A 20,818-nucleotide genomic window follows, 5' to 3' on the forward strand; every position below is an offset into this window, starting at 1 on the left:
GACCTGAATGCCTACCTACTTCGCATCGGAGGGGAGCTTTTTGCCAACGGACTGGACCGATGGCTTGCTTGCACCACTGCCGCGATTCATCAGCTTGCGCCAGGATTGGCGAAGTCGGCCACCACGTACGCTCAGCAGTACGCAAGATAGGATGCCCAATACACCGAGCGCACCTCCTGCGCCGATCGCAATGGGAGCCGAGACGAACCTGGTTGACTCTTGCGAAGCTGCCGCCGGCGCAACCGAGACATCATGCTGAGTCCGCTCAACGGGCACGAACACGACCGCCACCTTGTCGTATGATAGACCTTCGATGCTGTTGGCGACGAGCATCTTTATCTGCGGCAGCAAGGCTGACAGCTTCGCGTTGGAAGCATGCCGAATGAAAACCGACGCCGAGGACGGGGTTGCATCCTGCCGCAAAAGATCATTCTTCGGCAAAACGACATGAACACGGGCGGAGAGAACCCCATCAATATCGCTGATCGTGCGCGACAATTCTTCGCTGAGAGCATAGACGTAGCGGGCCCGCTCCTCGACCGGAGAGGCAACAAGCCCCGACCCCTTGAACACCTCGCCAAGGCTCTTGAAGGGCTGGCGCGGCAAGCCTGGTCATTTAGCAACTCGATGGAATAGGCGAGCTGCTTTTCTTCCACCTGAATGGTGCTCGTCCCATCCTTGCCGATAACCCGGATGGCATCGACACCCCTGCTCAGCAGCAGCCCAAGCATCTCGTTGGCGTCACGCTCCTGAACTTTGGTATACAGATCGGTTTTGCAACCGGTGAGCATCGGTAAAAGCAGCAGCAGAACAAGAGCATGAAGCCGCTTGCTCGCGGGCCGACCGTTACCGATCTTGCCTTTCGTCAAGACAGCCAACGGCTCGCTCAGCCTGCCGATAGAAGCTTATTCAGAGATGAACTGACGGCACCTGTCCCTTTGGAGATGAGCGAAACCTGGACAACACCGTTGTAAACATCGCGCAAATTCGTCAGCGCCGAATCGAAATGATCCGCGCCTTCCGGCTTGCCCGCCGAATGCACCTCGACTTGCTGCGGCCACAGGAGCGGTTGCGCGGCCGGCCCAAGCTGGACACTCTTTGCGGGCTCAGGGTCGCCGACGAGCGTCGGCGAAACTGCACCTCCAGGAAATGGTTTGCCCTGGTGGATAGCAGAAATGCCCTGAAGGACGCGATCGCCAAGCGGGCTCGCCGGCGTGACTGCGCGCTGCACTTCCGGCACCAATGACACCGGCGCGCGCTCGGTCACTGAAGAGATCCCCCCCTGTTTCAAGGCGGCCTGCGCGAGACTCTCGTGAAACTGAGCGTGTGCCAGCGAACAGCCGCTGGAGGCACACTCGACGGGGTTGGCGGAGACCGTCGCAATTCCAAGCCACATGGGAGAAATCATTTCTGTCACGTTGTGAGATTAGCCATTCGCTCGCATGAATGGGCTGGCACCCTAGAGAGGCAAGCTGACCAAAAGCTGACGAGCACCTGTCATCGAATGATCACGGTTGGCCTCCAATTTCCGGCGAAGCGTCGGCCTCCAAATTTTGGGACGAATTCCAGTGCTTAGTCTCAAGTAGAAGAAAATCGCAGAACTGCTCATCTCGTCTACAAGGCTGCATATCTTGAAGAAAGTTCTCTATGTTGGTGTTTTCATTTGCTTGGGCGCCATCAAGGCGCTCGGCGCCCCGCTGGCGTTGCCGTCGACGCCGTATAGTTACACAGTGCTGGATCAGGACCTCGCGGCCGCGCTGCAGGAGTTCGGCAACAACCTCAATATCAGAGTCGATATCAGCACCGGGGTGAAGGGACGAATTCGCGGGCGAATGCCGGATCTCCCACCGCGCGAGTTCCTCGAACGGTTGACCAATCTCTACAATCTTCAGTGGTACTACGATGGGCTGGTGCTCTACGTATCTGACGCGCATGAGGTGCAAAGCCGCCTTCTGGTCTTGAGTCCGATCAGCTTTGACGCATTCAAGGCAGCGCTCGACGCACTCAACATCTCGGACGACCGCTACCTCGTGAGAGCCGTACCGGGAGATGGCCTCGTCTTCGCGTCCGGTCCGCCTCGCTTTATCGCGCTTGTGGAGCAGACACTCAAAGGACTGGTGGCGGAGGCACAAGCGCGACGAAACCCGCATGGAGCCGAACAGCCACCGCATGAGTCGGTTTTGATGCTATTTCGCGGATCTTCCAGCGTGGTCGTTCGCGAAGGACGCCCCAATGACGTTCCTTCGCCCGCACTATCACATCAAGACGGCGCGGTTCACGCACCTGATACCGGTAAGAAATGAACGGATGATAACAGACAGGTTGGGAAGAGGTCTAATTTCTACTTATGCCCTCTGTCAGCTTTTCGAAAGCCGGTGCTGTTATGATTAGAGGGCGGCCGTCCAGCGGCGATGCCGCAGGCCAGGCAATAAACGTCCGGGCCCGCACCACGGGATGCGCGAGCCGGATCCGGGCAAGCAGTATCCGTGACCTGCTTTGCAGCCTTAGCGCTTCATGCGAAGCCTTTGAGATGCTCTACGAAGTCCGTCATGGACTTCGTCGCGTCGGTTGAGAGCCGTTTTGTTGTGCAAAAGGAGAAACAGGATGGACTTCAATGCGCTAAGCGGAGCAGACAAGAGCCCACCACCCCCACTCGGCCTCATCGCCCGCCGATCGAAGTGAGTTTGAGCGTGAGCTGATGGCGTTGCATGAGATGCCGAATACAACCAGGACCTGATTTGGCAGGAGCTGGGAGGCCAATCATCGCGCTGCGAGCCGTCATTGATCGACCGCGAGCGGTCCAATTCCCAACAAGCGGCCGCTCAAGATCGCGCGGAAGCCTCCGATTTCGGCAACGACCCTGTTTGGTAAGATCTTGCGCCTGGACTCCTACGAGTGGGGTCGCCTCACCCAGGACCGGTCCAAGCGGGACCCGCGTTGCCTGCACGCGGCGCGCCGCCGGAACTTGGCGATTTCGTCATGGCGAACGGATATTTCGCCAGGGACAACCCGTCTTCATCGGCCAAACAGCTACGCCTGCTCAGATCGAGATGCTGAGAGGCCGTGACGTCATGCCGAGCAGAAATGTCCGGAGTACAACGTTCACCATCCTGGTGTGTGCCTCACACCGCGCAATGGCGAGCAGAAGGGCTCATTCGTCTCGAACCGTCGCTGGACGCCGCCTTTGAGCCTGCTGGTTCGGACGAACACTCGCCAGGTGACCAAGCATCCGAGATCCGAGGCGTCCGCAGTACCATGCGCCGCTCAACTTTTGGGCGATGGATCAATTCGTGCGTCCACCCCGGCAATCTGATCCGATCATGCTGCATCGTCCCGATCGGGCAGATGCCAACACATTTTTTTGACACACAGGCGCGAGCTGGCTGAGCGCTGGTGAGTTGCCGAGCGATGCTGCGGAAGCGGGGATGTGTTGCATCAATCAGCACACGCGAGTCCTGCGAAGAGCGGCAGACTCGTTGACCTGGCTGTCGCAGAGGCGAGCGACCGAGCACCCATGCAAGCTGATGCTGAATTGAGGACACGTCGTCGCCTTGAGCGACGCCATTTCGCAACTCATTGTGAAATCATTTGAGCGCCGTCAGCTTCTCGAAAGCTAATCGCTCCTACCATACGGCGTGAATATCTAGACGGCGATATGCCTATAGATTGTAGCCAAACTGAGCGCTGGGAGCGCTGTGCAATCGGAAGCAAGCGGTAGGAGCCGTTGAGCGCTATTGACATTGCTTGCTCGTTGTTCGCCGCGATCTCAGGCTGCGCCACATGGCCAGCTTGTGGTGCGATCTCAAATCAGAGGACGTATGATGTCAGTCAACAATCTGCCGCTAACCACCAGCTCGAATTTGGCTTTGTCGGGGCTAGCTTCCGGGCCCTCGCCGGCGCGTGACTTTTCAAGCTTCGAGGCGGTGCTGGTCAGTTTGTCGTTGAAGGGCACGACTGACGAGCATTCCCCACCACAGGGTCCGGCGACCGAGGACTCGGCCAAGCAACTGACGGAGGAACTCACGCAAGAGGTGCGGAACATCATCCCGCCGGAGATTAAGGCCGCACTGGACGCATGTCAGGAGACCCCCGAGCCGTCCTCTGAGGAAGCCTCCTCCGCTGCGAGCGCCCCAAAGATTGCAGAAGCCCCCGTACAAAGCTCCAGACTCACGTGGAACAGCGGCACCCCGACTGAGGCCGAGCTGCAGATTGTGTCGGTGCTGATCCGACACAAGGACAAATGCCCGCTGGATTGGAAATCTCTGGGAGATTTGGCCAACGATCCCTCCACACCGCCGGATCTAAAGGCGGCGATCGAGGCACTGCAGCGAGACCCCGAGCTCTTCTACGCGATAGGTTCGCAAGGCGACGGCCGCTGCGGCGGTAAGATCAAAGCGGGTGATCTCTCCGGCTTCTCCGATCACCACCCGCAAGTTGCTGAGTTCCAGGAGCAGCGGGCAAAGAACTATACGCAAAACTATATCCCCTCCGACGGCAGCGGCAATGGCGAGCCATCGGTTATGATGCTGACCGATGCATTGCGCGAGCTCTATCGCTATTCCGACAACCTGCCCAAGAACCTAAGCCTTTCGGATTTCAAGCAGATCGTCGACGGCGAAGCCAAGACGGGCAAATGCCCGCCGCAGGTTCTCGCGGCTGCTCAATACTTCCTCGACCATCCGAATGAATGGAAGCAGTTGTATGGCGGCTCGATAGACAAGGTCCACAAAGAGGACTTCCTGCAGGTTGCTTCATCATCGGTGAATCTCACAAAAGCCGAGCTCGATACGCTCGACACGATCAGCAAGAACCAAAGCGCCTTTTTCGGGAAGGGCGACCTGACGCGGGAAAAGCTGGCGAGCATGGCCGACGACAAGAGCCTCGCGCCCGAGGTGCGAAAGGCCGCATCCCAGCTGCTGTCCGACCCTGTGCTGTTCGGGTTGATGAACAACGCGATTACGGGCTACAAAACCCACCACAAGTTCTTCGACTTCGGCGGCGGCCATACGGTCGATTCCGGTAATATCAGCAAGAGCGACTTCAACCAGTTCTTCAACAACATGTCCTGTGCGAACCGCACCGTTCAACATGTGAAGACGCATACCGCCCAAACGGCCGCCGACAAGGACGCGGTCGCGGACATGACGATGGGCGTGGCAGACCAACCCGACGTCAAGTCTCCCAAAAAGAACGGTGGCGCCTTCATGCACGCAATCAATGACGTGCTCAAGGTTGGCTCTAAGGTACTCGACTGGGCTGCGACAGCGGTCGGTGTGCTTAGCTTCATTCCAGGCTTGGGCGAATTGGCCGATCTGGCGTCAATGGTGCTCGAAGCCGAAGCGCAAGCTGCAAATCTTCTTCACACCGCCATCAGCGGTGGCAACATAAAGCAAGCGCTCGAAGAAGCCGGCCTGGGCCTTGCGGCACAGGCGGTAGGCTGCATCGGCGGCCCTGAGGTCAAATTGGCAATGCGAGAAGGCTTGGTGAAGCAGGCAATTCAAGAAGCGGCCACGGCGGGGGTCAACCTCCCGGTTTCGGTAGCCCAGTCCTACGCGGAGGACTACCTGAACAACTTGAAGGCTCGCATCGAGTCCGAGCGCATGCAAGCTGCGGGCGCTAACGCCTAGTCGGATCACACTATCCGTCAAAATAAGGCTGAAAACGCTGGTCGAGCTTGTGCGGCTTACGCGCGGTCGGGTCTCCCTGTCGAGCAGTCGGTCGCGCAAGCTCTACCATCCTCGATGCCGCGCGCCGGATCCGAGGAACTTGCTCGCTCTTCACTGCTCACAATTTATGTAGGCCGCGCCCGATCGCGCGAGGGCCGACCTCAAATCCAGTCTGCCGCTACGAAGGTCAATCGGCTGCAAATGCAGCCCAGCAAGAAGGTCGATGCATTAAAGCCGCGCGACAGAACCGGTCAGAAGTGCGGAGCCTGCCGGCTTGCGCAAGGATCAGGAGCATGCTGATCGCAGAGCGCCAGGGCGAAGGACCCCTTTTCGAGCGGCAGGCTGCTGTTCGCTCTCGTGAAGGCGGACCCCGATTGACGGATCCTTCATGAGCCCTCCAGGACCGAGGGATCATCCTTGACCGCTGACTCGCCGTCAATCTCGCTTTCTACCCCGCTCCAAACCAGGTCAAGCTCCGTCCCGCTGCGCCCGGCCGCAAGAAAATTGTCGAAAGGCCCCGCGGGCATCGAAAGCGACGTCAGCCCGGGACTGCAGCGCAGTCGACTTCAAAACGCGATCTATTAATAGTCGCGTTAACATCCGCCTGCTGAAGCTTTCGACTTGATGAGCAGCGATCCGACGCGATCGAGCTCTACAAACGAAGGTTTGTCCTGGTACATACCATCTGATCTGCAGCTTTCGCAGATCCAGCATCGGCCCATTGCATTTTATAGACCTCGTCAGCTTCTCGAAAGCTAACGTTTGCACATTGGTGGGCGGAGACTGCCTCCATTGGCACAATTGAATTGACATAGGAGAACCCGATGCGCGTTACAAGCTCCAGCCCCACTGGGCACGTTGATGCCGACCTCCATGCGGCTGGCGGCAAAAGCAGCGGCAAAAACGGATCTCATAAACCTGACGAGCGCGATGATCATGGCCGATCGCCAGACGCGAACATTCCCGTAAACGGCGGCGCGTCCACTCCAAGCGGAACCTCACGAGAAGCCGCTATGCAGCAAGCATTCAACGTCGCTCTCGGAGCTGCTGCTCTACAGATTGCAAATAGTGCAATGAGTCGTTTCCACGACGTCATGGCCGAAACAGAAGAGGATTCCTGACGTCGCATGTTGCGGCATCAGGAAAATAAGAGCCGCACGTTGCGGCGAAATTCGAGCACACAGGAGAACTATTATGAGTAATGGCGTTGGTGCGTCTCATACCTCGACGGCAGGTGGTGCAATTGGCACCGCTACTGCTGCCGCTGGCTCCACGGCGGCTGAAGTTGCCGGCGAGGCGGCATTCAACCGGCAAATGGCCGCTCTGACTGCCCAAAGCACTAAGGCTACTGAGAGGGATGTGGAACTTCGCGTCGTCTCGACCGAGCTCTCGACCGTCAAGAAAGTAGCCGACGAGCGGGTGCAGTAAGGGATGAGGCGGGGCGATGTACGTCGCCCAGTTTCCCGGGCTGCCTAGTCCGTGAAGTCGCAACGGGCCGTACGGTTCTGCCGTACGGTTCCGTTCGCTGTTCAGGAGAGCGACCGTGAATGAACCACATTGCCAGCGCTTCGAAGTGCTGCTGGGGTGCTATTCTGGGCTGACAGGCACAGTGGGGGTCGGATCGTGTCTGATCGGCAGCAGCTTCGATGCTGATTTAATCTTTGTCGAGCAAGGCCTCGAGCCGCACCATCTTCGTGTCACGCCGCATTTCAACTCGATCGAGATCGAGGCATTGGCGAGCGACGTTCGTGTCGAGGGGCGTGAGACTGTTTTGCCAAACACGCCCATCATTGTCCCTCTTCCTGCCGTCCTTCATGCCGGAGAAATGTCGATCCGGTGGTCTATCGAGGGTCTCGAAAAAGCTGGCTCTATCGATCGTCGGCGTGTATCGCTCGCCGGACTCGCCATGGTCGTTATCAGCTTTGCCGCGGTTGGCACATTCTCGACCAGTTTTGTCCAGACCGACACGGCTGCAGTGCCAAGTTCGCCTCCTGCCGCGGACGTTTCACCCAAGCTGGCGCTCAGCGCTCCTGATGCTCCGGCCACCGATACAACTGCGGAGCTGCTACAAGAGGAAGTTGACAGAGCAGGCCTTGTCGGCATCAAAGTTGGCTCCGCGCCCGGCGTTGTCACCGCCGACGGCAGCGTTACGCCCGCTGGACTTGCCACTTGGCAGAACATCCAGCAACGGTTGGATCGCGATAGCAACGGCGCTTATACGCTCGTCAATGCAGTCGTCGTCAAGGATGAGAAGACACCCTCTGCGATTGGGATCCAGGCTGTGTGGCGCGGCAGCGACCCTTATATCGTCATTGCTGGTCAAAAATACTTTGTGGGCGCGCTTTTGAGCAATGGATGGACCGTCAACGGAATTGAGGAAGGGCGTGTGTTGCTGAGCCGGAATGGCCGGCTTGCCGCTCTGTCCTATTAGCCTTTCAGGACGCAGGTAAGGAAGCAAACTGCCATGACTAGGCTGCCCCCGAATCCCGTCGAGTCTGGCACCTCTTTTCAGGGACCAAACGTTGATCATCATGCATCTGGCATCACGCCGGGCAGTTCTCGAGCAAGGTCCATCGGGATTGACCGGACGCGTGGCAATGATGACAAGAGCCGCAGCGCACTTCGCCGGCATAGTGAGGCGCCGGATCACTTGGTTGAAGCCACGATCGATAGCGCGCTCGAACTCAGCTCGATCAATGCGATTTCGCGCGTCAATCTCGACGAGGCTCGCGCCAAGCCAGGTCAGATTGAGCCAGGCTCGGAACTCGCTTGGCTTAACGGGCCTAATCTCGCGCATAGCCTGCTCTCGTTCGTGACGCCGCGCCTACGTCATTCGCACGTTCTGCGTCCCGAACAACACGGCCCTCTTTTGGAGCGTTTAGCCAATACGCTATCTGCTGCCCCGGAGGACTTGGTGGCACGTGAAGGAGCCGCCCTTCTGCAGCTGGAGCTGCAGCGGCTAATCTTGCTCCGGCAGAGCCACAACGGCTTGATCAAAGGCTAGCGATGGCCGATCCAGACAAATTGCAATACGCCGCATCTACACAGCCGCCAAACGTTTCCGAAGCCGATGCTCTCGAGCTGGTCACTGGTCCGGAGCGAGATTTGCTCTGCGTGCTTTCTTATATTTATCTATCGTGCGGGCAAAGCGCAAAGAGCCTGGCTCTGTTGCGGCTGGTTGCTCACGAACAGTCTCGAGACATCGGCCTGCTGCGGATCCTGGCCTATGCTCTCATCTCGGAGCGTCGCGGTGACGAAGCACTGTCGGTATTGGATCGGCTTGACCAACTAGATGACGAGCCATCCTCATCTATGCCCTTGATGCTAATGCGCAGCCACGCCCTACGCCACGCCGGCCGCATGACCGAAGCGCAGGCCACCTTCAAGCGTTATGTCTCATTGCGGGGCAACACTGCTGCAGCTAGGCAACAATAAGGCTTTTCATGGCCAACGTTTTACGAAATCTCATCACGCGCGCGCCCGCGCACCCGGATTTGATGGTCGCGCTGATGCTTCTTCTAGCGATCGGAATGATGATCATGCCGATCCCGATCGTCGTGATCGATATGCTGATCGGCTTCAATCTGGGCTTTGCCATATTGCTGCTGATGGTCGCCCTGTATCTCAACACGCCACTCGACTTTTCGTCGCTGCCGGGCGTCATCCTGATATCCACAGTTTTTCGCCTCGCCCTTACCGTTGCAACGACGCGGCTGATCCTGTCCGAGGGTGACGCCGGCAGCATCATCCATACGTTCGGCGATTTCGTCATATCCGGCAACATCGCCGTCGGCATTGTCATATTCCTGATCGTAACCATGGTGCAATTCATGGTTCTCGCCAAGGGCGCCGAACGAGTGGCAGAGGTGTCGGCGCGCTTCACGCTTGATGCGCTCCCGGGCAAGCAAATGGCGATCGACGCGGAACTGCGCAACGGCCATATCGACCAGCATGAAGCCCGCAGCCGGCGCGGCGTGCTGGAGCGGGAAAGCCAGCTTCACGGCGCAATGGACGGCGCCATGAAATTCGTGAAGGGCGATGCCATCGCCGGACTCGTAGTCATTTGTATCAACATGCTAGGTGGCATCACGATCGGCTCGCTCTCCAGGGGCATGTCCCTTGAGGAGGCGATGCATCAATACACTATCCTGACAATCGGTGATGCGCTCATTTCGCAGATCCCAGCGCTGCTGCTGTCAATTACAGCCGCAACCATTGTCACTCGTGTCAACGGCCCTTCCAGACTCAATCTCGGCGCTGATATCGTCAACCAGCTTACGGCCAGCACCCAAGCGCTCCGGCTGGCTGCCTGTGTCCTGCTTGTGATGGGACTCGTTCCTGGCTTCCCTTTGCCCCCCTTTGTCATACTGGCCGCGCTCTTTTCCGCCGCCAGCTTTGTCAAGGTTGGCGTGCCAGAGAGCAAGACCGCTCCCGAGGCCGGCGTCAGTCCCACCGGTTCGGCTCCCGCGGCCACGCAGAGTCAGAAGCAAACCGTGCCGGCCGAAGCACTCCCGATTACGCTGTTGCTGGCGCCGAACCTCATGCAGGCAATGGACGTGGGGGAGCTCGGGCGGTGCGTCGCACGGGTTTCGGCACTGGTCTCAGCTGATCTGGGCATCACAATTCCACGAATTCCCGCTCAAAGCGCCAACCACCTGGCCCGATCGCAATTCAGTGTGGCCGTCGAGGGCGTGCCCGTAGAAGAGGGCGCTATTGATCCGACAAAGCTCTTGCTTGATGACGATGTGGCGAACATCGAATTGAGCGGCATCCCTTTCTGGCCCGATCCAGACACGAATCGGATCTGGATCGAACAGGGCCATGCGGCTGCTCTCAAGGCGGCCGGCATAGGGCATCACGGACCGAGCGAAATCATCGCCTTGCGCGTCCGGTCTACGCTGACGCGCTATGCACAGCGCTTGGTTGGCATTCAGGAAACGCGCCAGTTGCTTGGCCGGATGGAGCAGGAATATGCCGATCTCGTGAAGGAGGTGCTGCGCACGACACCGATTCCTCGGATCGCGGATGTCCTGCGTCGTCTGCTAGACGAGGGCATCCCCATCCGGAACACCCGCTTGGTTCTGGAAGCGCTTGCGGAATGGAGCGAACGGGAGCAAAACGCTGTACTGCTCACCGAATATGTGCGCTCTGTTCTGAAGCGGCAGATCTGTCACCGCTATGCCAACGCACATCGCGTTGTGGCTGCCTTTATCGTTGAGCGCGAGACTGAGGATATCGTGCGGGGTGCCGTGCGCGAGACCGCCGTCGGCCCGTACCTCGTTTTGGAGGACCGGCAAAGCGAAATGCTGCTCTCCCAATTTCGCCAGATCCATTCGAGCATCGCGCGCAGCCAAAACCAGCCAGTTATTCTGGGTTCGATGGATATCCGACGTTTCGTTCGCGGCTTTCTCACCCGCAACGGAATCGACCTACCTGTCCTTTCTTATCAAGACCTCGCCGCAGATTTCACGGTCCAGCCGATCGGATCCGTGAAGCTAGCACCTGCCAAGGACAAGAGCCCTTCGCCGGGCGGTCTCCTGAGCGCTGCGAGTTGAGACAGCACGAGCAGGCCATGAATTCAAGTGGAACCAAACGTCGGCGGCGCTTGTGCTTCGCTAGTCCAGGCCCATGGTCGATTCTGCCTGCGATCATCACTATTATGATGCTCACCGGTTGCGCGAGCCTGTCCGATCGTCGCCAGCAGTGGTCCACGTCAGACCTAGCAGACGCCAGAGAGTTTGATCCGGCCATGCGCGACCGCATCTCGCGCGCTCTCACTGATGCTGATGAGCAGAATCTACGCGCGGCCCTGGACCAACGACCGGACAACGTCAATGCGGCAATTTCTCTTGCGCGGGCCTTGTTGGCGCGAAACTCCTCAGATCAGGCACTTCAGGTGCTCAATGAGGTACTATTGGCAGCCCCCGGCGACCTGCGCGCATTGAATGCAAAGGGCGTCGTGCTCGACCAACAGGGGCGCCACGAGGAGGCGCAAGTGCTATACCGTCAAGGCCTCGCGATCGAGCCCACAAGTTCAATGTTGCGCAACAATCTCAAGCTGTCGGCTGCACTTGAAGGCAAGACGGGCAGCCGAAACTCCAATCAAGAGTTGCAAACTGGCGACCAGCACGCGTTAGCCAGATCGAGATCTCACAGCCAACAGCGGTAAATCGCAATGCCTACCATGTCGGTCGTCTGACCGACAGACAGCTGGATAATGATCTCGTGCAGAGATTACAGGGCACATTTGATTTCGAACGATGTTGTCGCGAGGAGCCCAACCTTATCGTGTACAATCGCGAGAGCCGAGTGCCCTCTCTTGGCTGGATGGCGTGAGCCCGACACGCGCTCGCTTCGATGGAGCAGGCCTCTACCCTCAATTAGAAGCCAATAGGTTCAAACCGATCTTTCACACGACTGCCTAACCAAGTCATCCAGCCACTATTCCATATCTTGAATTTACCCATTCTCGGGCAGCGGATCCTTGAATCGTCCGACCACTTCAACGAGGACACGCAGTCGAACAATTAAAATATCTCTCAAGCTCCGCAACTGCACGGTCTTCCCAATCTGCAGCTTGCGCGAGCAATGAGCCCCCTTGGATTGGCCGAAATGCGGCAGCCTGCCGGCACAGAGACGCAATCGCGCGATAGCGGCGCACATTTTCCATAACGGCCAGTCCGATCATGTGAAGATATTTCCCCTGCGGTCCCAGGCGAGAACTTGCTGCATAACAGTTTTTGATCCGTTAGCGGCAAGGCCGAAAGGCGTGAATGGTTGGCAGATTCTTGCCGCCTTGACAGCCGAAGAACTTTTTTGAGGAGGACGTCTTCCATCAAGCGCGCCTCGGCGATGCCGGCCAAGGTCGCCATTGCTCCGCGTTTGCTCGGCAACAAACTCAGCCAGGCAAGAGCATAGATGACGAACAGGATCGAGCGCGCTTCTCGGCTTACACATCAATCAAGCGGCCTGCAATGCTGGTTGGCTTCTAATGTGAAGTCACAAGCGGCCAACGCGTTGTCAACCCCTTGATGAGGCCAAGGATTGGGATCGCCCCCGACGCAGTTTGACATCCCTTGGTGCCAGTCCGAGCCTCGGTCCCATGCCACGCGACAGGGCTAATTCTGCGCAGTCCAGGCTGACCGATCCCTAGCCCGAACCAGCGGCTCGATGGAGCTCGGGACACTAAGCGTACCTGTCAGCATGACAGCCCCGCGGGGGCTGCACTCTCGACGTCAGCGCATCAGCTTTCCCCTCCAATTGAGAGTCTGGTTTTCGATTTGCAGCCCTAGGCCACAAGTACCTGCTGCCTTTCCGGGCGGCGCTTCGGCCAAGGCAGACGTCTCCGATCTAGAATCAACTCGCCAAAGCATACAGGTGACGGTACGTGTAGTTTGCAGCAGACTGCTGTACGAGCGCACGATTTACGATGGCACGCTGGAGCGCTCGCACCGCGATTTGGGGCACTCAGATGATCACGCCTGTTCGGCGGCACTGGAGTCCAAAAGAACTATTCAATTCTCTTACGTCAAGGATGTTCAATGCTGAGCCGTCGGCTATTTGTGCGCGCTGGAACAAATTGTGGCCTGACCTATGCACGGTATATGACGCTCGGCACCTTAAATAAGAGTTAGCCGATCGAAACCTCATCGTTAGCGATGAAGCTGCGGCATTCTTCAATGCCTGGGCGATCGACGAGGAACGCCACACCGATCGCCTCATCGGCATCATTGAACTCGTCGCTAATGGGTCCGAAAAAGATCTTCGGAAGAAATTGGACGCTCGGTCGCACGATTTTGGTCCAATCGTTGAGCACCTGAAGGACGAATTCTTCCTCATGGTTATGATTGCATTTGATGAGATGTTCACTTGCCGTGCCTATGCGACAGATAAACCCTTCTATGACGCCCTCGGTAACAACACGTTTCATCACTGACTGAAGGAGGTGCCTGCTGCCGAGGCGGTTCACTCGATGAACGCCGTCGACGCTATCCGTGCGCGATACCCCCACCGCATTGGCCAAGTGGACTCAATCATCAACAATCCAATCCGCGCGACCGAACGCCTACGCTATTCCGGCATCTTCGTCCTCGACTACTTCGCCGGCAGCGTACTCTAGAGAACGCTCGCCGACTCTCGCATCCTGACCATGAGAAATATCGCCAGGCAATGTGTAGAGCAGAATGTTGACAGCGAGCCTATCGAAACTTGCGTCGACGCCACGTCGCCGCCCTTCCCCGTCAATTTCCGTTGCGCCAATCGACTCCAGCTTTTCGTTTGCGTTCGAGCGTTTCGCATTTCGGCGATCGCATCAGGAACGCCCGATCTTCTACAAGTCTGCCCAAGCTCTATAGATGCAGTTGCCGTCACGCATCGGACCGGCGCCCGGGCGATTTGCGTCGTCGCGGATTTACGAACTGACGAGACGCATCGAGCGAAAACGTCGTCACGCGTTTGGAGATACTTGATCGGGCCAACCTATGTCGAACGAGCTAGATCCGCGACTGCTCTCCAGGCCGTGCAGCACCACCTGAATCGTGTTTACATCGATGCTACAAGCTGACGCTACGTAAGGTTCACGTCCTTCATGACGATCCAGCGATCGGTAGATAGAACGCTATCGCAACGATCATCAGGCTCACGGTTGATCCTTCGACGCCCGGCCTTCCGGTTACTCACGAACCTTACGTAAATCACGAGCAGGAGCGATTACTTACTACTCCCAGCGTGCGCCGCCGTCTCAGTCAGACCGCGCAACTCTGCTCGATGTTGAAAACGTTCATCAACCTGAGGAGCTCTCGCGTCAAAAATTCAATTACTCTTCTTTCTGCCATGTTCTCACCCAAAGCAGTGACGCGCCGATTGCGCACTTCGCGCGCGGCAAGAGCGAGTGCCTCAGGAGAATTCAATGGTGAAGCCAGTTGTGATTGTGGTGGGTGCAGACAAGGGAGGAGTCGGCAAGACGACCGTATCACGAACGCTGCTGGACTACTTCAGCGTCAACAACGTGCAAACACGCGCTTTCGATACGGAGTCTCCGCGGGGAACGCTGAAGCGCTTTTATCCCGAGATCACCGAGATCGTCGACATGACGACGACCGCGGACCAGATGAAGATTTTCGATACCCTGAACTCCGGGCTATCCGTCACCGTCATCGACGCTCGCGCCGGATTGCTGTCCTCAGCGCTAGCCTCCTTGCGCGACATCGGATTTCTGGATTCGGCGCGGTCCGGCCAGGTTACGTTTGCCGTATTCCACATTCTAGGATCGTCTATCGCTTCGCTCGACGAGATCGAGGAGACCGCTAACTTCATGAGCGGAGCAAAGTACTATCTGGTCAAGAACTTCATCAATGACACTCAGTTCTTCCAGTGGGACCAGTCGACCTATAACTCCTATTTTCACCGCATCAAACAGGCCACCGAGTTGACCATCCCGAAACTTAACGAGATGGCCTTTGAGCAGGTCGAAGTCGCATCCGTCCCGTTCGTAGATTTCGTCGCAAACAAGGGCCGCAACGATGAGCCCGCGAACAACTCCTTCGTGCTACGCGGTTATGTCCGGCACTGGCTTGCAAATGTCTGGAGCGAGTTTGATCGCATCAACTTGACGGAATTGGCCGGCGCCAAGTCTGCGACGCGGAGTGGCGAGAAGTAGTCGCATATTCTTGCGGGCCAAGAGAAGGCCGACATACGAAACGAGATTGATCTGCTGGCTATGTTAGCAACCCCTATCTACATCATCTGCTCTCCTAGCCCGCAGGTCGGAAAAACCCTCATCGCTCGCGTCCTGAGCGAGTTCTTGCTGCTCAAAGACGGCACCGCCCTGTCGTTCGATGTCAATCTAAAAGAGCCATCACTGCTTGATTATCTCCCTAAGATAACCGAGACCGCGGATGTGACGGACACTTACGGCAAGATGCAGCTGATGGACCCGCTTATCTTCCACGATCGGGTACCCAAGGTGATCGATCTCGGCTTCCATGCCTTCGACGAGTTCTTCAAGATGTGCGAGGAGATCGGCTTCTTAAAGGAGACGGCGCGCCGCTATGTCGCTCCTATCATTCTCTTCATCGCAGGCGCTGACCGCATTTCCTTTCGCGGTTATGACATGCTGCGGCGTCAGATTCCGCCAGCATCGCTGGTCACCGTCCACAATGAATTTGCGCTGCGCGGCGGATTACCTGAAGTCATGGATGGCGAGCGAGTGCTCCGGATTTCCGCGCTGCCGCCATTTCTCAAGAGATACATAGACCGACTTGGCTTTTCCTTCACCGGATATCTACGGGACGAAAAGGACTGGTCCACCGAGCTGCATCAGTGGATACGACGGAACTACACAATGTTCCGCGATCTAGAATCGAGTTTGATGCTGCGAAGATCCTCTCGATCGCGGGGGACGAACATCGAGAGCCTGCGTTGCACAAAGGCAACTTGAGGCTGAGACTACTCGCCATCCATTCGTTAAGCTTATGAGCAGTCATTTGACCGGCCGCCAATAGCTTTGGCCAAAATGAAATGCACTGTGCGAATCCCCGCCTGGATTGGGTTCAATCAAGCGAACTTTTTTTGAGCTCACCCGCACCCAATCGCGCGACCGGCAACTGCCCTCTTGGGCTTTGCGGGCGACGAGACGCATCGATGATGCCAGCGGAGGAGCTCATAGCTCGAAGCCGAGCTCCCCGAGCACCCGGTCCATGACCGCGCCTTTGATCTCGCGGGCAATCTCGTTGCGTATCTGGGCGCCGAGCACTCGCTCGGCATCGGCGTCGCCTGTCAACCCATCCTCCGCCAGCCGCCGATCCAAGCGGGCTTGAAACGGCTCGCCCATCGCATCGACGAGCCGTTCCTGCATCTCAGCATAGTCTTCGGGCGCGATGCGTCTTAGCACACTTTCCCATGGCTGCCATCGGGTCGCCAGAAACTGCGCAAATTCGGTCGCTTCCTGGTTCCGCACTGCCGTCTCGGCCCTGGCGACATCGTCCCCGGTAACGTGAGAGACGCTCATGAAGCGCATATCGGGAGCGATGTGCCGCAGCTCCAGCGCATCACGCAGTTGGGTTTGGTAGGCAAGGTAGACCTCGATCTCATCGACGTCCGTGTCCGGATCGGTTCGACGAAGCGAGTTGACGGTCTCGCGCGCGATTCGGTCCAGGGCCTCCAAGCGAAACATGACGCGGCCGTGCTGGAGCAGTTCGCCAAGGCGTCCGTCATAGGCGCCGTCCTCGACATCCGCGTTCACGCGTGCGCTCTGCATGCCGTTCCAGGTCAAAGTGATGCGATCTTCGCAGCTCGCGCTCGCTCCGGAGGCTAGTTCGAAATACAGCTCGCGTAAATTCGGCCTGATGACTGCCTGCCGCAGATCTTCGACGACCGCGTGCCGGAACGCGTCGTTACCATAGTTCACGGTGCCGCGGAGCCTGTCGAGAAAGCGTGCATAATCTAAGGCACCCGGCTCTTCGGCGAAGGCCTGCCAAGTGGTTATTGCTGCCGGCTCGCCCTCGAGCCATTGCGCAACAACCTCCTGCAGCGACCGGCTCAACTTGCACCGCACCTGATGTGTTCGAGAAGAAAACCTGCGGGCCGGCATAGTCTCCGGCATGCATGGCAGTCGCCAGGCCGGCCTGCACCGCGTCGGACAGAGGATTGTTCTCCAGATCAACACTCGCGTCTCGGCTTAGCTGTGTCAGCATAGTCTCGGGCACGCTGGTTAGCTGGTTGTTGCTGGCGCCAAGCCACAGCAGCTCGGCCGGAAACGTTTCGGGCAGACTGGTTAGCCGATTATGGCTGGCACTAAGCCATTCAAGCCCGGCCGGAAGAGGCTCGGGCAAATCGGTCAGCTGGTTATAGTCGACATTCAGGTGCTCGAGCCCGGCTGGAAGCTCGGGCAGACGAGTCAGCTGATTACCCGAGACGTCCAGCTCCTGAAGCGTCGCTGGAAGGCGATCGGGGAGACTGGATAACTGATTGTTGTCGACATTCAGGCGCCGCAATCCAGGCGGTAGCTCTGCGGGCAGGCTGGACTGCCCGCTGCTAATGGCATAGAGCCGTCGCAGACCGGGCGGAAGCTCGGGCAGGGCGGTCAGCCGATTATTGTTCGCGCAGAGCCGCTGCAGACTGGCCGGAGGAGTTTCGGGAAGGCTGCTCAGTTGATTGTCGTCGATATTCAGGCGGCGCAATCCGGCCGGGATCGGGGCCGCCAAGTTGGTCAGTGACAGGGACGACAGATCTATTGGCTCATTGAGATCGCCTGTGCCCCTCCAGGCTCTCATTCGACTTACCACCCGCTGCCGATCCTCATGCTGCCCCTGCCCGTCTTCGGCAGCCCAATCCGTCAAGACCTGGTCCGGCAAGTCAGCAGACGCCTGCGCTTCCGTCGAGGCTTCGTCCCAGTGCGATGAGGCCGGTGACCCTGGTTCGGAGCTTTCCCAATCGGAAGCTTCGGAAGGAGTCCCAGCGCCAAGCTGTTCGGTATTCACAGATGTCGTCTCTTCGGTAGCTAAAGGAAGCGAATGCACCGAGGCGGCGTATCATGAAGCCGGTAGAGCCCCGCTATGGATGCGCTTCATCGCCTGACGAGAGCACATCGCGAAGCGGTCGCCACGCAGGGCTCGGTGCGATTACTCTGCGATCGATGGCGACCGAGGACCAGTCTCAAGGGGCCTCGCTCGCGGATCGGGTTGATACTGGAATCCATCTCCCCTTTCCTGCCATGCCTGAGCACATCGAGCCGGCCTTGCAGCAATTCGGGACATTCAGCCTACGGGATATAGCTGACGACAAGCTGATAGCCTCGAAGCGATGATCAATGCGCCGCCCAACATTCCTTCGATGTCTCTCGACGCTTTGGCGCAGCGCTCCGCAAAGCGTCCGACGGGAACGAAACAGTTTCCTGCTCGGTAAATTTGGTGTCCGAGCGGCGGCACGCCGGCAGCGTGATGCTGACAGGACGGCGACGTTGCCGCTCCTGTGCGGTCGAAGTCGGCTACCCCTTCCTGGGAGACGCTACCCCTTCCTGGGAGACGTTGTGTTGATCGACGAGCCGAACACTAGTAGATTTTTGCGCGTAATGCGCTCGCTCGTCACCGAGTGGCCAAGGCGCGTACCCAATCAGCAAAGCCGACCTGAATGATTGGCCTCCAGCTATCAACGACCGCGGACATGATCCTCAAACTCAACTGGCGCTTTCGCGGCTTGCGGCAAGCAAGCGGTGATTCCGCTCGCGGGTCCCTCCCGAGTCCGAACAGACACTGCCCATCACTGTCGGCATCGAGTTTCTTTACGTTGCGCTCAGTGTAGCCAACCCTCGCCGCGACCAACGAACTCGAGCACCGACTGCGCTTGGTTGATCTCGCACGACACGCGCTTCAATATCCGTATTGCGACCTCTTCCGTCGCGATCAACCCCGCTCTTTCGCAGGCCAGCCCGAAATGATACATCACCTGTTCGTCGGATGGCGCGATACGATTCTGAAACAAGCTGATCGTCAATGATGAGAGCATATGCTCGACGACGTCGTTTTCAGCCTGACTCACGAAATCCACGTCCTTCTGATTAGTCGCTCAATATTGTACAATATAGCGTCGCCGATAGAGCTATGACACCTCTCATTGTTCCGGGTTGTCGTGCCATGGCATCGCCCCATGAGTATCAAACACCGCTAGCTTGTGCTTTCTTTCTTCGATCGCCTCATCTGCTAACGTCGCTTCTCCTCTCAGGGCCTACGCAGTCTCAGCCGCGAGTTGCAGCTGCCTGATGATCTCAGTCACCCTCCCTTGCCCGGCGGCGTCGTGCGGCCACTTGCTAAAGCCGCACAGCAAATTGTCTGCCTCCAGCTTGGTAAAATTAAAGAGCCTGATACCGCGCCCAAGGATCTCATTGGCGATCGTGATCGTGGCCTGGCGAGCGACACTTTCTTGTGGCGATTTGTTGAAGCCGATCAGCAGGCCCCTGAGATCCTGGGTAGTGAAATCCGAGAGCTCCGTCCTCCGATCCGCGCGGCGAAGGACCTCGCCTGCGAGCACGACGGTCGCTTGACCGCACGGCAGTTCGTCCGGCCAGTTACTGAAGCCGCTGACCAGGTTCGCAAGTCCCTGCTGTGAGAACTCGCAAAGCTGAGCGGCGCGGCGCAGGACCTCGCGAGCGAGTGCGACCGCGGCTCGGCGAGACGCGGCCTCTTCTGGCCACTTACTAAAACCGTTCACCAGGTTTGACAGCCCCTGCTGAGTCAAATCGGGGAGCTGGGCAGCACGGCAAAATACTTCACCGGCGATCGCGACCGCAGCCCTACGACAAGTCGCATCTTCAGGCCATTTGCAGAACCCGTTCACCAGGTTCACCAATCCTTGCTGGGTATAATCCGGAAGCTGGACGGCACGGCGTAGGAGCTCACTTGCGATCGCAAATGTTGCCTGACGAGATGCATTCTCCTCTGGCCATTTGCTGAAGCCATTCACCAAATTCGCCAGATCCTGCTCGCTAAACTCGTGGAACCGCGTCGCACGTCCCAGCACTTCGGTTGCAACCGCGACGGTGACTTGACCACAGGGCAACTCCTCAGGCCACTTGCTAAAACCGTTCACAAGGATGGCCAACCCCTGCTGAGCGAAATCGGCGACCCGGCGGGGGCGCCGCAAGATTTCCAATGCAAGCGTGGCCGCGGCTTGGCGCGAGGCCGCCTCTTCTGGCCATTTGCTAAATCCGTTTACCAGGCTCACCAACCCTTGCTGTCTAAATTCAGAGAGCTGATGGTGGCGGCCCGCTCGGCGGATGACCTCGCCCGCGATTGCAACCGCGGCCTGTCGAAAGTCACTCCCTTCCGGCCACTTGCTGAAGCCGTTTATCAGCCCTGCCAGGCTGAGATTGTTCAATTCTTGAAGCGATCTGCTTTCCTCGCGACAAAATTTGGCTATTCGGACAGCCCCTTGGCGACATTCCGCTCTCCTGGCGTGCCTGCCGAAGGATGCCGCAAATATGGAAAGCGCCCTGATACCGATCTTCTTCATCAGAACATGGTCCAGCTGCGACACGCGAGAGGCTATTCTCTCGCAAGTATCCCGACCCGCCTGACCTCCAGCCCTTCGGCTCACCGCATTGCATGTCGTCGCATAGCCCCACGATTTCTCTGCACGGATGCTTTCCTCGAAACTCG

General features: G+C 58.1%; 18 protein-coding genes and 1 pseudogene. 11 read left to right on the plus strand and 8 right to left on the minus strand.

Annotated elements, in window-relative coordinates; genetic code table 11:
• Nucleotides 1-15: 15 nt before the first annotated feature.
• Nucleotides 16-791 (minus strand): annotated as a pseudogene (gene sctJ, locus ALC15_RS10905) (type III secretion system inner membrane ring lipoprotein SctJ).
• Nucleotides 792-886: 95 nt separating this feature from the next.
• Nucleotides 887-1,408, minus strand: coding sequence for a nodulation protein NolB (locus ALC15_RS41785; protein ID WP_244486031.1), 522 nt, complete (start codon nt 1,406-1,408; stop codon nt 887-889).
• Between the two features lie 223 nt (nt 1,409-1,631).
• On the opposite strand from ALC15_RS41785, the gene ALC15_RS10915 reads away from it, so the two are divergent.
• The 9 genes from ALC15_RS10915 (at nt 1,632) to ALC15_RS10945 (ending at nt 11,835) form a co-directional block, all read left to right on the plus strand.
• Nucleotides 1,632-2,303, plus strand: a complete 672-nt coding sequence (locus tag ALC15_RS10915) for a secretin N-terminal domain-containing protein (protein ID WP_050627256.1) — start codon at nt 1,632-1,634, stop codon at nt 2,301-2,303.
• Nucleotides 2,304-3,821: 1,518 nt separating this feature from the next.
• Nucleotides 3,822-5,627, plus strand: coding sequence for an HrpF/NolX family T3SS translocon protein (locus ALC15_RS10920; RefSeq protein WP_050627317.1), 1,806 nt, complete (start codon nt 3,822-3,824; stop codon nt 5,625-5,627).
• A gap of 863 nt (nt 5,628-6,490) precedes the next feature.
• Nucleotides 6,491-6,787 (plus strand): hypothetical protein, encoded by a 297-nt coding sequence (locus tag ALC15_RS43255; RefSeq protein ID WP_128089486.1) that lies wholly within the window; start codon nt 6,491-6,493, stop codon nt 6,785-6,787.
• A gap of 73 nt (nt 6,788-6,860) precedes the next feature.
• Complete coding sequence (locus ALC15_RS41790; protein ID WP_050403006.1) at nt 6,861-7,094, plus strand: hypothetical protein; 234 nt, start codon at nt 6,861-6,863, stop codon at nt 7,092-7,094.
• A gap of 115 nt (nt 7,095-7,209) precedes the next feature.
• On the plus strand, nt 7,210-8,097 hold the full coding sequence (locus ALC15_RS10925) for a SctD/MshK family protein (RefSeq protein ID WP_050403005.1): 888 nt from the start codon (nt 7,210-7,212) through the stop codon (nt 8,095-8,097).
• A 33-nt stretch (nt 8,098-8,130) separates the two neighbouring features.
• The gene (locus ALC15_RS10930; RefSeq protein WP_050403004.1) at nt 8,131-8,670 is read left to right on the plus strand and encodes a hypothetical protein; all 540 of its coding nucleotides are present in this window, start codon (nt 8,131-8,133) and stop codon (nt 8,668-8,670) included.
• 2 nt (nt 8,671-8,672) lie between these two features.
• The gene (gene sctY, locus ALC15_RS10935) at nt 8,673-9,101 is read left to right on the plus strand and encodes a type III secretion apparatus assembly chaperone SctY (RefSeq protein WP_050627257.1); all 429 of its coding nucleotides are present in this window, start codon (nt 8,673-8,675) and stop codon (nt 9,099-9,101) included.
• Between the two features lie 8 nt (nt 9,102-9,109).
• Nucleotides 9,110-11,221 carry a type III secretion system export apparatus subunit SctV gene (gene sctV / locus ALC15_RS10940; protein ID WP_050627258.1) on the plus strand — a complete coding sequence of 704 codons (2,112 nt, stop codon included), beginning with the start codon at nt 9,110-9,112 and terminating at the stop codon, nt 11,219-11,221.
• Nucleotides 11,222-11,238: 17 nt separating this feature from the next.
• Nucleotides 11,239-11,835 (plus strand): tetratricopeptide repeat protein, encoded by a 597-nt coding sequence (locus ALC15_RS10945; RefSeq protein WP_050403059.1) that lies wholly within the window; start codon nt 11,239-11,241, stop codon nt 11,833-11,835.
• 333 nt (nt 11,836-12,168) lie between these two features.
• Here the strand turns inward: ALC15_RS10945 and ALC15_RS46060 are convergent, their stop codons facing one another.
• Nucleotides 12,169-12,354: a hypothetical protein gene (locus ALC15_RS46060; protein WP_083992230.1), complete on the minus strand. Its 186-nt coding sequence runs from the start codon at nt 12,352-12,354 to the stop codon at nt 12,169-12,171.
• 942 nt (nt 12,355-13,296) lie between these two features.
• The gene (locus ALC15_RS46065; protein WP_244486020.1) at nt 13,297-13,689 is read right to left on the minus strand and encodes a hypothetical protein; all 393 of its coding nucleotides are present in this window, start codon (nt 13,687-13,689) and stop codon (nt 13,297-13,299) included.
• Between the two features lie 885 nt (nt 13,690-14,574).
• Here ALC15_RS46065 and ALC15_RS10955 point away from each other — a divergent pair.
• Together ALC15_RS10955 and ALC15_RS10960 are read left to right on the plus strand one after the other, a co-directional pair.
• The gene (locus ALC15_RS10955; RefSeq protein ID WP_050402998.1) at nt 14,575-15,324 is read left to right on the plus strand and encodes a P-loop NTPase family protein; all 750 of its coding nucleotides are present in this window, start codon (nt 14,575-14,577) and stop codon (nt 15,322-15,324) included.
• 60 nt (nt 15,325-15,384) lie between these two features.
• The gene (locus ALC15_RS10960) at nt 15,385-16,104 is read left to right on the plus strand and encodes a hypothetical protein (RefSeq protein ID WP_050627259.1); all 720 of its coding nucleotides are present in this window, start codon (nt 15,385-15,387) and stop codon (nt 16,102-16,104) included.
• 222 nt (nt 16,105-16,326) lie between these two features.
• Here the strand turns inward: ALC15_RS10960 and ALC15_RS46070 are convergent, their stop codons facing one another.
• The 4 genes from ALC15_RS46070 to ALC15_RS10975 all read right to left on the minus strand — a co-directional run bounded on the left by ALC15_RS46070 (nt 16,327) and on the right by ALC15_RS10975 (nt 20,672).
• Nucleotides 16,327-17,151 carry an NEL domain-containing protein gene (locus tag ALC15_RS46070; protein ID WP_244486032.1) on the minus strand — a complete coding sequence of 275 codons (825 nt, stop codon included), beginning with the start codon at nt 17,149-17,151 and terminating at the stop codon, nt 16,327-16,329.
• Nucleotides 17,060-18,145, minus strand: a complete 1,086-nt coding sequence (locus ALC15_RS46075; RefSeq protein ID WP_244486036.1) for a leucine-rich repeat domain-containing protein — start codon at nt 18,143-18,145, stop codon at nt 17,060-17,062. Before ALC15_RS46075 ends, ALC15_RS46070 begins: the two co-directional genes overlap by 92 nt.
• 811 nt (nt 18,146-18,956) lie before the next feature.
• Nucleotides 18,957-19,202: a hypothetical protein gene (locus ALC15_RS10970; protein ID WP_244486021.1), complete on the minus strand. Its 246-nt coding sequence runs from the start codon at nt 19,200-19,202 to the stop codon at nt 18,957-18,959.
• A gap of 186 nt (nt 19,203-19,388) precedes the next feature.
• Nucleotides 19,389-20,672 (minus strand): hypothetical protein, encoded by a 1,284-nt coding sequence (locus ALC15_RS10975; protein WP_128089487.1) that lies wholly within the window; start codon nt 20,670-20,672, stop codon nt 19,389-19,391.
• Between the last annotated feature and the right edge of the window lie 146 nt (nt 20,673-20,818).

It is taken from the genome of Bradyrhizobium viridifuturi, assembly GCF_001238275.1.
GTDB classification, from domain to species: Bacteria; Pseudomonadota; Alphaproteobacteria; order Rhizobiales; family Xanthobacteraceae; genus Bradyrhizobium; species Bradyrhizobium viridifuturi.